The sequence below is a fragment of the Nitrospirales bacterium genome, assembly GCA_031315865.1.
Taxonomy (GTDB): domain Bacteria; phylum Nitrospirota; class Nitrospiria; order Nitrospirales; family UBA8639; genus JAGQKC01.
Genome location: JALDRJ010000002.1, coordinates 3,568,101 through 3,583,276, shown reverse-complemented (window position 1 = coordinate 3,583,276; position 15,176 = coordinate 3,568,101). Strand labels below are relative to the sequence as shown.

Genomic DNA, 15,176 nt, shown 5'->3' with positions numbered 1-15,176 from the left:
AACTAGACAATCGCAAAGGAACGATGGATGGAACGGCGCGTGACTTCTCATACGGAAGAAGAAGAAATGAACCAACGCCGGCGTCTGCTGGGTCTTGCAAGAAAAGGAGATGAAAAAGCTATTGATCTACTCTTTGAATTGTACCAAGTGAAAGTCTATACAGGAGAAACACTGAAGAAGAGTAAGACTTCATTTTCAAAAGACCCGCAGCCCCTCAATGCCGAGAAGAAGTCGAGCCCCAAGACGAAAAAGTCTCCCGAGACTCAATCAAAGTCCTCCGGTTCAGAGGCAAGGCCCAAAATGGTCTCTAGCAGTTTATCGAATAAAGCGATGAAAAAGCCTCAGTCCAGGAAGGTGGAAGAGGATACGAGATCGGCGAAGAAGAATGCGCCAGACAAGGCAGTTCGGTCGAGCCGGAAAGTTGTGTCTCCTAAAGCTCAAACCCAAAAGCATACCGCCAAATCTAAGAAAGCTGGCAAGACTCAACCCGCTGTTAAACCTGTTTTATCAAAGCCCAAGAAGACTTTGAAAAAGGGGAACGTAAAGAAGAGCCGTCCGTAACGAGGACAGGCAATTGTGAAAATTAGGAAATCAGTATCGATGATACAATCAGTCAGTGAAGAGCGTACATCTGACTAATCACACGGATGTTAATAGCGAACTTCTACGCGCAATCCTCCTCCTGCCAGTTGTTTGGCGATTCCTTCAGCTCTTTTCTGTTCTCCCTGGTATACGGCGGCACTTCCATGATGATCGATTTGCCATGCCAACTCAAAGGCTCTGGCGGGTGTCATGCCGGGAATATATTCACAAAATAATGCAATGACTTGTTGATAGGTGTGGCAGTTACAATTGTAGACGATGACTTCGGCTTCAAAATCTTGTCCCGTGCCGATTCCTGTATCCTCAATGACCGCAGGTGTCTCAAGTGTTCGATTACCCACCACTTGGATCATGATTGTATTGTAGCAACGACATGGAGGGCTCACAAGTTCAGGTCAATGAAGTGCATGAAAGCACAGCAGTCGTGCGAAACCGTATTCTCAACAATTACTGTGAACTGTGTTAAGGTAACTAATTGATTGACCGACGGATTCCTTATCGTTCCAACAATTTAGTTGTGTCGTAAGTCAAACTTGCCAACCGATTGAGTTCAATCCTCCATAGAGACTATGTAATTTGTCGGAGTCATTTATTCACTCATATGTGCCGGGGTTCCCTTGAATTGATATCCGTTGGCATAGAATCCTTGGTAGTCATGGGACAGCAAGGGCACGTCCTGGAAAGTCAGAGAAACACCGCCTATACCGCCAATCGATTCGGCACATCATGAACATGAGTGAAGAAGAGAAGGAGAACATGTATGTCTAAAACCGTGCTGGTCACAGGCGCAGCTGGATTCATCGGAAGTCACACCGTGGAAACGCTCCTAAAAAGAGGCGATCGGGTTATCGGTATCGACAATTTTAATGACTACTATGACCCCAAGCGAAAACGTGCGAATATACAAGAGCTAGAAGACCAACTCTCTCCTTCCGGGCAGTTCAAATCTTTTAAATTGGTCGAAGGTGATATTCGGGACAAAAAGATCATTCAGGAAGTCTTCGATGGTCATTCGATTGATTGCGTGGTTCACCTCGCAGCCATGGCCGGGGTGCGGGTGTCGATCGACGATCCCGGGCTCTATTATGATGTCAATGTGAATGGAACCCTGACGCTGCTTGATGCTTGTGTAGGGCGTTTGAGTGTCAAGTCGTCTTCTTCGCAGACCAAAAACCTGCCGACGTTCGTCTTTGCTTCTACCTCCTCGGTCTACGGCAATACTCAGATTGTGCCATTTGTCCCAGAGGATCGTTGTGATCGGCCTTTGGCTCCCTATGCTTCGAGTAAACGTGCGAGTGAAATGCTGGGATTTTCGTATCATCATCTCTATGGGCTGCCGTTTACGGTTCTTCGGTTTTTTACAGTGTATGGTCCTCGCGGTCGTCCCGATATGATGGCGTTTAAAGTGCTTGATAATATTTTTAAGGGTGCAGAGGTTCCTCTCTATAATGGAGGCAATATGCACCGTGATTGGACGTATGTCGAGGATATCGTGAGCGGCGTGGTGGCAGCTGTGGATCGTCCGTTAGGGTATGATATCGTCAATCTAGGGCGAGGAGAGCCGGTCTTGCTCTCTGACTTTGTGACCGGAATTGAACAGTTAACGGGTCGTTCGGCCAACCTGATTCCGGCTCCCATGCTGGATGCCGATATCGCCTACACCTTTGCTGATATTAGCAAGACTCGTCAGCTCTTGGGGTATAACCCTCAGACCTCGGTGCCTGAAGGCGTCTCGCGATTTTGGCGATGGTACCAACACACATTCCTTTAAAAGATCGTGGGGATGTTTGCTGACAGATTCAGGGGGACCCTGGGAGGAGGAATGCCGACGATTTCGCCCGGTTTTATGTCTTGGTGAAAAAAGTGAAGCATACGGGGCCAATCTGCTTTTCCTCACCTCCTTCTCCTCTTGCATTTCTCTCTAGCGTACGATGGTGGCGTGTCATCGTCGTTTGATTCCTTTTTCCCACGTTTCTGATTGGATCCCTTGAGGCTCCTCATTTAATGGCGATATCGAAATTCGCTGTATCAAGATTTTCTGATAGTCAATATCCTACCTTCTTGCCTCTTCTCGCTTCTATCAAGTTGAAACGCTCCGAGGCTGAATAGCCGTTCTGCTTTCAAGAAGATCTGAAAAGTACTTAAGTTTTACTCCGGAATGCCGATAGTTAGCTGCATGAAGCGAATTTCGCGTTCATTCGCAAATTTGTTTGCAGATGTATTTGAAGTGTAACGAGATATCGTCAATGCGTCCCTTCACACCGCCTACTTTCAACGACACATTGGTGATGAGTAACGCATGCGTATCATCTTATTCATTCAGAGGAGGTTTTCAATGAATACTCGATCTCACTCACGATTATGGATGAGCGCCATAGCCTTGCTGTTGGTCGTGGGGCAAGGATGCAGTTCTCATTCTGTAGGGTACACAGTGGATTCTGAGCGTGGTCCTGATGGAACAATGAGCGATGGAACTGCGATGATGGAGGAGTCAGGAGACACGATGCCCAGTAATGGCGACTATCAGACTGGGCGATCATTCTATGAAAGTGGTGAGTCGTATGACCCCGGCGCTATCGGGTATTCTCCGGCCTACAATCATAACGGACAAATCCCCGATGGAAAGGAGATTAAGAACGGAGCGTATAGCTATCAGGGATATGACCCACAATATGACCAAGAATATGATCCCGGCTATGACCGGGGATATCAACCTGGACCTGGGGCTGACTATAAACATAATTATTCAGGAGTACCCGGCTATGATTCGAACAACGGGCCGGTCAGCGGGTTTGGGAGTGGGTTTGCTGAAGGCGTGAATCCTACCCCTGAAGCATGGGCCGAGGCTTTTTTACGAGGGAATGTTGCTGAGGGACCTTCAGAAGACGGTTCGCCTCAGGGAGGGTTGATGTCTGAACATGTCGATCAAGATGTCTTTGTCGCCCGATCCAACCCCTATGCTTCAGAATATGGGTCAGGGAATCAGTCCCGTGAATCCCATAGTGCTTCTTCTATGAATGGTCAGTATGGAAGTTACGAGAGTTCCTGGGGTGGAAACGTCGAGGATGTGTATTTTGCATTCGATAGTTGGAAGATTTCCCATGAAGGGGCGAAGTCTCTTCAAGCTGACGCGGAATGGCTGAAGAACCATCCTGGCCACCAGGTCACGATTGAAGGACATTGCGACCAACGCGGCACGCAAGATTACAACATGGTGTTAGGGAAGAAACGCGCGGAGGCCGCTAAAGAATACCTGGTTGACTTGGGTGTCAATTCCTCTCAGTTGAAAGTAGTCTCGTACGGAAAGGAACGGCCGTTTTGTTCTGAGCACAATGAGTTCTGTTATCAACAAAACCGGCGTGGACATATCGACTTACAAAACTAAGTGACATTGAAAAGACTCGTCTTCACACGAAGGGCTGTGGATGAAACATTCCACAGCCCTTCGTGTTTTTCTTCCTAATCCTAGACTGCAGGTTTTCCATGATTGTTCTGTGACGGTATGGTGCCGAATTCGTCGGACATCAAGGTTGAGAGTTCTTGCTATGATGGAAGTCCGATGGTAGAGTTTGTCGCTTTCACTTCAGATTTGCGGGAGTGGCGGAATCGGCAGACGCACAGGACTTAAAATCCTGCGCCCCTAAAGGGCATACGGGTTCAATTCCCGTCTCCCGCACCACTTATATGAAATCCCATCGCGAGCTTGTCCGTGCTGTTGCTGAACGACGATGCTGGGTTGATGGGGCCGGGATCAATCGTGCATGTCCTGAGCAGGTTCCGCCGAACTCAACGAGCTTGCTCGAGATAGAATTGATTGTTTGGCCCAGCTATGGAGGAGACATCCTGTGTAACGGTTCCTGCGGCAGACAGAGGAAAGACGCCGAGCTTGAATTCTTGAAAAAATGTCCCTGAAAAAATTCGCTGCACTTCACGAGAGCTTCCTGCGTCTCCATCTCGACGAGGAATGGACGTTACTGTTCCCTTCGCCTCAAAGCCGATAAGAGGGGGGTCTCCCTCTGTTCCAACGGCTTCTTCCACTGATATTGTTCCGGTGATAGGAATCTCGCCAGACCAGCCTACACCAAAATCTGGTACGTCCGGCAACAGTCCCGTAATATTACTGATCTTTCCAGAGGTAATCGGTATGACATAGGAACCGGGTCTCACTTCGTCGCGATCATCAAAATTAATTTCCAGGTCAATTTGCCCCAATTCAGTCGTACCTCCTGCCAGGGAATCCCCCTCAAAACGGTAGCGGCCGGTCATGTGCACCGAACCACGTTGAAGGATGTTAATATGACCTGGACTATGTTGGTAACTGGATATCCTCAACCAATTGTCTGCAAAATCCCTGAGGTCTTGTTCCTGGAAAAACCCTGAATTGCGTATGTCAACCGGGATTGCACACGATGCCAAGAAAACACTCACAATCCCAAAGAGAATAACCTGTTGCCATTTACTCATCGGGAAACCCTCCCTGATTTTTCTTAATCGTGAGCATATCAAATAACCAAATAGTTTTCATAGGAACTTATAGCGAATTCCCATTCATAAGCACAATGAACGGCTATTCTTTTCCTTACATGATTATCCTGACCGCACGAACAACGAATTGTTGAATGTCGTGGTTGAGATTCCTGCCGGAACTCATGAAAAATGAGAGGCATCGAAAACACGCGGGATCCTACGTTAATAAGATGTAAAAAATGGAACACCTCTGGGCGTGGTCCATTACATGAGGGCTGGTCACCTGACTTCAGATGGGTATGGCGATGCTGAAGGAGCGAATGCCGTTGTTCGAGAGGCCGGTCGGCCCTGTGAAAGACTGGATTCCACCCGGTTGAGAAGCTGATTTTTTGATTTTGTCTGTTTCTGAGAGACTCTTTTTTGTTGCTTTTTTTTGAGCGGTAGGCTATCGTTCTTCTACCATAGCTACTTCCTGTGGGCCTGGTAGCTAGGTGTTTAAGAGGTTGGCCCTGAATGGCTGTTGTTTTGCTTCAGAACTTATTTCGGAAGTCAGACCTAAGTCGCCTCAATACCGCGCTCTCGGGCCGTTCCTTCCTTAACCTTTCCTGCAAAACAACAATAGTTTAATTAAAAGGAGGAACCCAATGGGTTCAAAAATTTATGTGGGTGGCCTGCCCTATTCGGCAGTAGACCAAGAGTTGTCTGATTTATTTATGCCCCATGGGAATGTAGAGTCGGCGCGAATCATTATGGATAAGTTTACTGGACGATCGAGAGGATTTGGGTTTGTCGAGATGTCCACGGAAGAAGAAGCGAAAGCGGCCATAGAGGCATTGAATGGAACTGAAATGGGAGGAAGAACGTTGACTGTGAATGAAGCCCGTCCTCAAACTCCCCGTTCGCGCGATGGTGGATTTGGCGGGGGTGGCGGCAGAAGGTTTTAAGCGGCTGACTAACTCGCCAACGTCAATTCCTGAACATTATTTTCATGCACGAAAAAGCAGAAGCCCTTGTGAAAGGCCTTCTGCTTTTTTTTTGATCATGCCCGTGTCGATATACTGATGAAGAGAGAGTTGAATAATGAAGTTATCAAAGGACATATTTTCTCAGAACGAGGTTGTGCTTCAACAGCCCCTTACTCTGGGCGAATCGAGCGTCGAAGAGCATGTCGACGACTTGAACATTGGTGAGAATAGCATGATAATGCTTCTTGTGTTGAGACGATTTTTCTTGGTGTAAGGGTAGGGCGTTATCTGATGGGTGATCGACAAAGTTTTGACGACAAACTTCCACGTTCTTCCTCTCGAGGGTCTGTCTTCTCCTCCAAGGTTAGCGACTCCAATCTTTTGCAGTTAATCGACGAGTGTTTGGCTTCTTTTTCCGAAGGGGATGAACGGCTGCCTTTGTTGCGCCGAATCAAAGAGGCGCTGTTGCAACATGGTGTTGAACGGCGGCAACGGGATGCCGAAGTGAAGAAACTGACGGCTGCGGTCGAACAGCTGACAGCTCCCGCAAATCGAATTGGCACGCTTCTGGATCTTCCTCAGGAAGGCGTCGCGCACATTTTGGTCGGAGGGAGTGAGTACTTTACCAATGTCGATCCCCGTCTCGAACCTGGTGCGCTGAAGATTGGTGCCCAAATTCTCGTGAATGAAGCCTATGTTGTCCTTCGATCTCTGGGCTATGACACGAATGGTCCGCTCCTCACCGTTCGTGAGGTGCTGTCAGATGGGCGCTTGCGAATGGAGCAGGAACCCGGACGTCAGGGAATCATCCTACAGCCGATTCCTGAGCTGATGAACGTTGCATTTAAGGCAGGGGATGAAGTTCGTATTGACCCGTCTCATCGATACGTCATCGAGCGAATGGAGAGGTCGCAAAAGCACGGCCACATGTTGGCTGAAGTCCCAACTGTGAGATGGGAGAATATTGGGGGACAAAAGGCGGCCATCGATGCGATTCGTCGTGCGATTGAATATCCGCTTCTTCATTCACAGACCTTTCAGCAGTATCAATTTACTCAACCGAAGGGGTTTTTGTTACATGGTCCTCCTGGGTGTGGAAAAACGTTGATCGGGCAAGCGACAGCTGCAAGTCTGGCTCAGCTGGTCCAAGAGGGGGCAGCGCAGTTTTCTCACGATGGTTCTTCGATCGAACGATCGTCTTCTCTCCCGCCCATTACTCAAGGATGTTTTTTGCATGTCAAAGGTCCGGAGGTGTTAAATATGTGGGTGGGTGAGTCTGAACGTATCGTGCGGGATCTCTTTTCCCAAGCACGTGAACGTCGCCAGGCTGGAAGCTTACCGTTTATTTTCATCGATGAAGCAGAGTCCATTCTCGGGACTCGTCGTGCAGCCCGTTCCTATAACATTTCCAATACGTTAGTGCCGATGTTTTGCGCTGAGTTAGACGGAATCGAGACGTTGCATGACGTGGTGGTCATTCTGGCTTCGAATAGGCCCGATCTGATCGACCCCGCCGTGTTGCGGCCGGGGAGAATAGACCGAAAAGTGAAGGTGAGCCGTCCCAATCGAGAGGAAGCTGAAGAAATCATTCGTCTCTATTTGACGGAAGGGATTCCACTCGATGCGACTTGCCTCGCCGCTCATCAAGGGGATTCGGAATCGGCGCGACATGCTCTCCTAGTCAGTGTGTTGGATCAGCTGTTCACGAAGACAGATGAGAGCAGGGTGCTGGCTATTCGTTTACGAAATGGTCGTCAGGAAGTCCTCTATCGACAGGATGTATTGAGTGGGGCTATTCTGGCGAACATTGTGCGACGGGCCAAAGAACGGGCCATTGAACGGGAAATTTCTGGTGAAGCCCAATCCCCAGCTGGTCTTTCTCAAGCGGACTGTGAGCGGGCGATCAAAGAAGAATTTGAAGAAGGCGATATTTTTCCGCCCGATGATTCGGCAGAAGAATGGTTGAAGCTGCTGGATTATCACCCCGATCAGGTCGTTGGCGTGTCAACTTTTCGGCGGCGTTCCAATTCTACTGAGCGCATGCTTTATCCCATCATCTAAGGACTGTTCCCACGTGTTGCGTTTATTTGGCATCGAAACGGAATATGGAATTACACGGGAGGATCAAGACCACGTTGATCCGGTGGTTGAATCCATGGAACTCGTTCGTGCTCATCATGAGGGACCATTCAAACAGCATTGGGACTATCGAGGTGAAGAGCCGCATGAGGATCAGCGAGGTTTTCGGGTGTCGGGGCTCCAACAGGATAAGGAAGAGGAAGCGTTTGCCAAAGAAGATGCTCATCGATCCTTCTCGTTTTACGAGATGAAAAGCGATTTGGTGTTGATGAATGGGGCGCGCTTTTATAATGATCATACCCATCCCGAATATGCGACTCCCGAATGTCGGACCTTGCGAGATCTTGTGGCGCATGACCGGGCGGGAGAGCGGATCGTGCAGCAATCGGCCGACAAACGCAATCACCAACTTGGAAGCCCGGTCGTTCAACTTTACAAGAACAACACGGACTTTCATGGCCATAGCTATGGCTGTCATGACAACTATCTGGTTTCCCGCGCCATTCCCTTTTCAGACCTGGTTCAGGCGCTCGTGCCGTTTCTCGTGAGTCGACAAGTCATCGCGGGTGCGGGCAAGGTTGGCCTCGAAAAGCAGGAACAGGGATATCAGTCTGGAGGTTTTCAGCTATCCCAACGCGCGGATTTTATGGAGGCCGTCTTGGGCGTGGATACGATGTACAATCGCCCGATTTTGAACACGCGCGATGAACCTCATGCGGATCGATCAAAATATCGGCGTCTTCATCTGATCATCGGGGACGCGAATATGTGCGAGTATGCGACTGCGTTAAAAGTCGGCACCACCAGAGTCGTTCTTGATATGCTCGAACAACGATTGACGCCCGACGTAGAGTTGGAAGATCCTGTTCGTGCGGTGCAGGCGTTTTCTCGAGATCCTGAACTCAAGACTTTCATGAAAACCCGTCGAGGCCCTGCGCTCTCGGCCTGTGAGATTCAAGCTGAGTATCTTGAGGCTGCCGAAAGGGCTTACAAGGGGCGTGACGAGGAGACAGATTGGATTCTCGAAGAATGGGCACGTGTCCTTACCACATTGAAACGCGATCGATGGGAATTGGTCGGCTCTCTGGATTGGATCACCAAGCTCTGGTTGCTCGAACGATTTCGCCAGGAAGAACATCTGGATTGGTCGGATCCATGGTTAGCGAGTATCGACCTTGAATATCACAACGTGAATCCAGAACGGGGACTCTACATGAGCTTGGAGGCTGATGGTCAAGTCAAACGAGTCTGTCAGGAGGAGGATATCCTGCGTGCGATACGCGAGGGGCCGATGGATACGCGCGGAGGAATCCGTGGAAAATGTGTGAAACGATTTGCTAAGGACATTCATGCCGTACAATGGGAACGTATACAGTTCAAGTCGGAATTCGGGCAACGAACCAATCTGGATTTACATGATGTGGTGGAGCCGGAAGCGGTGCAGGCGATACAGGCTGAACTGGATGGAATCGTAACGCCTTTTGAGTTGGCTCGCATGAACGAGAGGAGTGTCATATGATACGTCACCAATACACGGCCGAGGATCGCATAATTCTGATTGCCGGGTTGTCGAATCCCGCTCACTGTGAGCGACGTGAGCAACCGAGTCCAATTTCCAGACCACCTGGTCCGGGAGAGGATGACCGAGGGCCTAAGCGTCCGGACCCTGATTCAGCCCAGAAGGATAATCTGTTAAAACGGATGCGAAAAGTTGACCCCAAACAAGCAGAGCGTTATCGGCAGCGGACCGGAGAGTAAGGATGATGGGACGGCACGGTGATTTTTTTCAACTGTTGAAAGCTCAGGGATATGCCTTTGATGAGCTCAGGTCTGACAGCCTGGCGGGGGGGAACGGACAACAGGAATTGATCACTCACGGGACGACGGTGTTGGCGTGTAAATATCATGATGGCGTGTTGGTGGGTGGAGACCGGCGGGCCACGGCCGGCATGTCGGTGATGTACGATCGAACCGACAAAGTGTTGGAGTTGGATCGATTTTGCATCATGGCTATTGCTGGTGTCCCGGCAACCGCGTTTGAAATGGCGAGAGTCTTGGAGCATTCGTTTAAGTATTATCGACGGAGCCAGCTCCAAGATTTAAGTTTTGAAGGCAAATTGCGGGCATTAACAAAGCTCTTGAAGGACAATGCGCCGGCGGCTTTGGCTGGAACGGGTACGGTAGCACCTGTATTCGCCGGGTATGACCAAGATGACCGAGAAGGCAAGATTTACTTCTATGACATTCTGGGCGCTGAATTTGAAGGCGTGGATTATGCCGTTTCTGGCTCGGGTTCGCCGACCATACGAGGCATACTTCATTATTTGCACCGCTGGGGTGAACGACCGTTGTACGACCTTCCTGAAGAGGATGCCATTATTCTCATTTTGCGACTTCTCAGTAGTGCGGCCGAGTTTGATGCTGCGACTGGCGGTATTAATTATGAAGCCAATCTATTTCCCGTCATCAAACGGATAACATCCCGTGGGGTCGAGCCAATCGCCGCGGAGCATCTCAAACGACTGTGTGAAGCGCAGGTGACGCGATATGTATGAAGAACCGTATCGGTGGATAGAAGCTGTCGAAAACCGGCGTCAGTATGTCGCTGACCAGTTACGGCGGGGAAGTCCAATTATCGCACTCTCCTGCCAAGATGGTATTTTACTCCTTACTCTGAACCGTGGGACGCCCAAGCTGTATGAAATCTATGACCGGATTGCACTTGGTGGCATGGGCCATCCGGCAGACCTGGAAAAGTTACGCTTTCAATTATTGGATATGGCGCATCTTGAGGGATTTAACCGGTCGCCCTCTGATGTGACCGGAGCGCGGCTGCTAAAGTACGGGTTGGCTCCGACGTTAAAACAAGCGTTTGAAGAAATCTTTAAGGCGCCCTTTCTCATCAAACTTCTCCTCGTGGAGTTGGGCCGGACGAAGGAGCAAGACCAATTTCTGACGATCGACTATGATGGAAGCTTTCACGAGGCTCATTCGTGTGTCGTGCTAGCTGGTCACGCTTCGATTCAGGCTATATTGGCTGATCATGTCGTGAAGCAAATGGCTGAACGAATCCTGTCGCTTAAAGAAGGCATCGAATTAGGCATGAGAACTTGGGCCATGGGAGACTTACTTCAGAGGAACGATGGGGGAGAACACCACGATCAGCCAAACGATGAAATCTCAAGAAAGGCGCAGGAGTCTCTGCGACAATTTGCGGATGATGATATCATTGCCCATCTTCGTGAAACATTGTCCCAATCTTCTCTTGAATGCGGCCTCTTGGATCGAACCATTTCCGGAAAATCAAAATACCGGATGCTCTCCTCTGATGAATTGACCGATCTCCTCCCATTTCCGGTGACGTTGACCCGTTAGACTAATTCCTCCTGGCTGTATGTCTTGTGCGTAATCGTATTTTTGGAATAGAAACCGAGTATGGTTTGCTCATTCACGAAGAGCGGCCGGATCGTCCACCGTCCTGGATTGCCTATCAAATCATCGACCATCTGTTTCGCGTCAAGCGCTACGGGGTGTTGGACCTCCACCATCGCGGGTATGATGAACCGCCCGGGAACGGGGGCTTTCTCTTAAATGGCGGGCGAATGTATGTGGATATGGGCCATCTAGAATTTGCCTCTCCAGAATGTCATTCCTTGCGGGATCTTGTCGCGTCTGACCGGGCGGGCGATTGGTTATTGCAGGACGCCATTGAGGAGATGGGGTTGGCGGAACAGGTTTCGCTGATTAAAAATAATATTGATCATGAAACCGATGCGACGTTTGGCTGTCATGAAAACTACCTGGTCTCTCGAGAGTTTCCTTTCAGCTATAGCGGGCTAGGCAAGCTCATTCCCTTTCTGGTCACCCGTCAAATTTTTACCGGAGCCGGTAGAATCGGCGCGGCGGAAAATCCTAATGGTTGGATTCCCCTCGAACATCTCACTCGTGAACGTGAGACGGCCGAAAATACAGAACGTTCACTCACGGTGCCCTATCAGATTTCCCAGCGGGCGGATTATATCGTCAATGATTTTTTTGAGTGGGTTCAGCACAATCGGGCGATTATCAACACTCGTGATGAACCGCTGGCTGATCCCACGCAATTCCGACGGATTCATCTATTGGTCGGGGATTCCAATCTTTCAGAAGTCGCGACGGCCTTGAAGATGGGAACGACAGGATTGGTCCTTCAGCTTATCGAGGATGGTCATGCTCCCACGGGACTGGACCTGCCTGACCCCGTCGAAGCACTTCGGGAAGTATCACGTGATCCTGAACGTACGTGGCAACTGACCCTGGCGACCGGAGAGCGACTTTCAGCCATCGATATTCAGGAACGGTTTCTCGAACGGGCACAGAAACGGTATCACGGTCAGGATGAAGAAACGGATTGGGTGTTAGCGCAATGGGAAAGTGTGTTAAATGACCTGCGTGTGGACTATACACGAGTGATCGGTCGGGTCGATTGGGCGTCCAAGCTCTGGCTGCTTGAAACGTTTCGCGAGCAGGAACAACTATCGTGGCAGGATCCGTGGCTGAAGAGCCTTGACCTTGAGTACCACAATGTCAATCCTCAAAAAGGGCTCTACTTTGGGTTAGCGGACGAAGGTCGGGTACCGTTCGTCACGACACATGACGCTATCGAATTATCGAAATACGCACCGCCCAGAGATACACGGGCCTTTGGTCGTGGAGAAGTCGTCAAGGATTTAGTTGATCGATCGTGGCCAGATGGATCGGATCTGGAACAACACGAGCGACGTTTTCCCCCTTATGTGATCAATTGGTCCGTGTTTCAGGTACTGGGGCAGTCAGCGTTCCTTATGCCTGATCCCTTTCGCACCTACGCTCAGGAAGTGCAAGCGTATTTAAAGCCGACCTGAATCATTCAGGGTTCAAACAATGTTTTTAAAGTAGGCAATGGTTTTGGCCAGACCATCTTCCAACGTCACTTCCGGTTCCCAGTTGAGCACGGATTTGGCGCGTTGAATGTCCGGTCTTCTGACCTTGGGGTCGCCGATCGGAAGGGGGAGGTGATCAATTCCGCTGGTGGAGCCAGTGAGGCTGAGGACGAGTTTGGCAATTTCAAGCACAGTCAGTTCCCGCGGGTTGCCGATATTCACGGGGTAGTGGATCGTCACCTTTCGGTCCGTCGTACCCTTGACGACCTCGTCGTCATTCGTTGTTGCTGGCCCATCATCAGGTGCCATCAGGAGTGAGACGATACCTCGAACAAGATCATCGACATAACAAAAACTACGGGTTTGGGATCCATCCCCGTAGACGGTGAGGGTGTGGTTTTTCAATGCCTGGACGATAAAATTCGACACGACGCGACCATCTTTGGGGCGCATCCGTGGGCCGAACGTGTTAAAGATGCGTACGATGCGGGTGTCGAGTCCGTGGTACGTATGGTAAGCCGTAGTGATCGCCTCTCCAAATCGCTTCGCTTCATCATACACGCCACGTGGGCTGATGGGGTTCACATTGCCCCAATAGGATTCAGATTGCGGGTTCACGAGGGGATCGCCATACACCTCAGACGTGCTGGCTAAGAGAAACCTCGAATTCTTTGCCTTGGCCAATCCAAGCGCCTTGTGTGTGCCGAGCGCTCCTACCTTCATCGTGGCAATAGGAAATTCGAGATAATCCTGTGGGCTGGCCGGAGAAGCAAAGTGCATGACGGCATCGAGTTGCCCATCGATATGCAAATAGTCGCACACGTTGTATCGAATAAAGGTAAACCGATCGTGCCCCATGAGATGGGCAATGTTTTCCGGGCGGCCCGTGATAAAATTATCCATGCCGATCACCTCATGTCCCTGTCGAATGAGAAGGTCGCATAGATGGCTGCCTAAAAATCCGGCGCCGCCGGTAATTAAGATTCTCATAACTGTTCCTCTTTAAAAAAACTGGTGTATGGAATGAATTGGGTGAATGTCGTGAATTCCTTGCGGAATTTCATAGGTCTAGTAGATAATCATAGCTGATATTTATGTTGATACAACCCAACACACAAACTTTCTCTCTTTCTCGCCGGGCACTTCTGAAGCTCGGTGGTGTGTCAGTCTTCTTTGGGACATTGCCCGCTTGTGATCTTGGGGGAATGTTTGCGGTCCCGCCACGCGAGACGGTGTATTTTACTCCGAATGATAAATTTTATACTGTGAATTTCTCTGATTCTCCATACAATTTTTCACGTGACATTGACATCGAACAGTGGCGCCTCACGGTCAAAGGTGAGGTTCGAGAGTCAGCGGTCTTGAACTGGCGTGATATCCTCAATCGGACCTCTTTTGATCAGGCCGCGACTCTCATGTGTATCGATACATTGCCAGGTGGCAGTAGTTTGGGCAATGCGATGTGGCGAGGCATTTCTCTAAAAGCGCTTCTTCAGGAGGTCGGGGTTGATAGCGAAACGGCAAGAGACGTAATCTTCCGAGCCGCGGATGGATACCATGACAGTATCCCATTTCAACGGGCCATGCAAGAGGATGTCATGCTAGCTTACCTCATGAATGGTGAAAAATTGCCGCAAATGCATGGCTTCCCTCTCCGTCTTGTCGTTCCTGGTCTCTATGGAATTAAGAACGTCAAATGGATTACAGAAATTGAAGTATACGATGGCGATTATCAAGGCTATTGGCAACGCAAAGGTTGGACGGACGATGGGACTATCAAGATCTTTTCACGCATCGATAGTCCAGGGCACTATCAAGTCTTGCAAGGGCTCAAACAACGCTTGCGCGGTCTAGCCTTTGGTGGCCCTCGGACTATTCGAGATGTCGAGTTGAGTTTTGATCAAGAAAAAACCTGGGTGCGAGCAGAAATCGAGCCACCGCTTTCTCCATACACGTGGGTGATATGGAATTACGATTGGGTCGCTCCAAACCAGGGGAAGCATATGGTCTCGGTTCGGGCGATTGATATTGATGGGAAAATTCAAACTTCCGAAATCGTGAGGCCGCAACCAGCCGGGGCCAGTGGCCTACATTCTATCGTGTTGGACGTCAAAGCCGTATAGCCATCCCATTTTGTCGCTCTACCTTCCTTAACAGCACT

Annotated in this window: 14 protein-coding genes and 1 tRNA gene; 12 read left to right on the top strand and 3 right to left on the bottom strand. The window is 49.8% G+C overall.

All coding sequences use genetic code 11. From position 1 onward, the window contains the following. Positions 1–27 precede the first annotated feature (27 nt). Entirely contained in the window at positions 28–561 is a 534-nt protein-coding gene (locus tag MRJ96_16285) for a hypothetical protein (protein ID MDR4503002.1), read from the top strand. Positions 562–650: 89 nt separating this feature from the next. Here MRJ96_16285 and MRJ96_16280 read toward each other — a convergent pair whose 3' ends face one another. Further along, on the bottom strand, positions 651–944 hold the full coding sequence (locus MRJ96_16280; protein MDR4503001.1) for an ATP-dependent Clp protease adaptor ClpS: 294 nt from the start codon (positions 942–944) through the stop codon (positions 651–653). Positions 945–1,363: 419 nt separating this feature from the next. Here MRJ96_16280 and MRJ96_16275 point away from each other — a divergent pair, with 419 nt between their 5' ends. From MRJ96_16275 to MRJ96_16265, 3 genes are all read left to right on the top strand, one after another. Then, a complete protein-coding gene (locus MRJ96_16275; GenBank protein MDR4503000.1) occupies positions 1,364–2,374 on the top strand; it encodes a GDP-mannose 4,6-dehydratase in 1,011 nt (336 codons plus the stop codon). A 564-nt stretch (positions 2,375–2,938) separates the two neighbouring features. After that, positions 2,939–3,988, top strand: a complete 1,050-nt coding sequence (pal, locus tag MRJ96_16270) for a peptidoglycan-associated lipoprotein Pal (GenBank protein ID MDR4502999.1) — start codon at positions 2,939–2,941, stop codon at positions 3,986–3,988. Between the two features lie 206 nt (positions 3,989–4,194). Continuing rightward, positions 4,195–4,282: transfer RNA gene (locus MRJ96_16265), tRNA-Leu, on the top strand. Positions 4,283–4,389: 107 nt separating this feature from the next. On the opposite strand, the gene MRJ96_16260 is transcribed toward MRJ96_16265, so the two are convergent. After that, positions 4,390–5,067, bottom strand: a complete 678-nt coding sequence (locus tag MRJ96_16260; protein MDR4502998.1) for a hypothetical protein — start codon at positions 5,065–5,067, stop codon at positions 4,390–4,392. A gap of 647 nt (positions 5,068–5,714) precedes the next feature. Here MRJ96_16260 and MRJ96_16255 point away from each other — a divergent pair. The 7 genes from MRJ96_16255 (at position 5,715) to MRJ96_16225 (ending at position 12,997) form a co-directional block, all read left to right on the top strand. Further along, entirely contained in the window at positions 5,715–6,014 is a 300-nt protein-coding gene (locus MRJ96_16255) for an RNA-binding protein (GenBank protein MDR4502997.1), read from the top strand. Positions 6,015–6,326: 312 nt separating this feature from the next. Then, the gene (locus MRJ96_16250; GenBank protein MDR4502996.1) at positions 6,327–8,096 is read left to right on the top strand and encodes an AAA family ATPase; all 1,770 of its coding nucleotides are present in this window, start codon (positions 6,327–6,329) and stop codon (positions 8,094–8,096) included. Between the two features lie 13 nt (positions 8,097–8,109). Continuing rightward, positions 8,110–9,633, top strand: a complete 1,524-nt coding sequence (locus MRJ96_16245) for a proteasome accessory factor PafA2 family protein (GenBank protein ID MDR4502995.1) — start codon at positions 8,110–8,112, stop codon at positions 9,631–9,633. Continuing rightward, positions 9,630–9,872: a ubiquitin-like protein UBact gene (locus MRJ96_16240; GenBank protein ID MDR4502994.1), complete on the top strand. Its 243-nt coding sequence runs from the start codon at positions 9,630–9,632 to the stop codon at positions 9,870–9,872. The genes MRJ96_16245 and MRJ96_16240 overlap by 4 nt, the downstream gene beginning before the upstream one ends. A 2-nt stretch (positions 9,873–9,874) precedes the next feature. Then, complete coding sequence (locus MRJ96_16235; GenBank protein ID MDR4502993.1) at positions 9,875–10,669, top strand: proteasome subunit alpha; 795 nt, start codon at positions 9,875–9,877, stop codon at positions 10,667–10,669. Beyond that, a complete protein-coding gene (locus tag MRJ96_16230; GenBank protein ID MDR4502992.1) occupies positions 10,662–11,489 on the top strand; it encodes a hypothetical protein in 828 nt (275 codons plus the stop codon). Before MRJ96_16235 ends, MRJ96_16230 begins: the two co-directional genes overlap by 8 nt. A gap of 26 nt (positions 11,490–11,515) precedes the next feature. Next, entirely contained in the window at positions 11,516–12,997 is a 1,482-nt protein-coding gene (locus tag MRJ96_16225; GenBank protein MDR4502991.1) for a proteasome accessory factor PafA2 family protein, read from the top strand. Positions 12,998–13,009: 12 nt separating this feature from the next. Here MRJ96_16225 and MRJ96_16220 read toward each other — a convergent pair whose 3' ends face one another. Continuing rightward, the gene (locus MRJ96_16220; GenBank protein MDR4502990.1) at positions 13,010–14,005 is read right to left on the bottom strand and encodes an SDR family oxidoreductase; all 996 of its coding nucleotides are present in this window, start codon (positions 14,003–14,005) and stop codon (positions 13,010–13,012) included. A 104-nt stretch (positions 14,006–14,109) separates the two neighbouring features. Between MRJ96_16220 and MRJ96_16215 the strand changes: the two genes are divergently transcribed. Next, positions 14,110–15,138: a molybdopterin-dependent oxidoreductase gene (locus MRJ96_16215; GenBank protein ID MDR4502989.1), complete on the top strand. Its 1,029-nt coding sequence runs from the start codon at positions 14,110–14,112 to the stop codon at positions 15,136–15,138. Positions 15,139–15,176 lie beyond the last annotated feature (38 nt).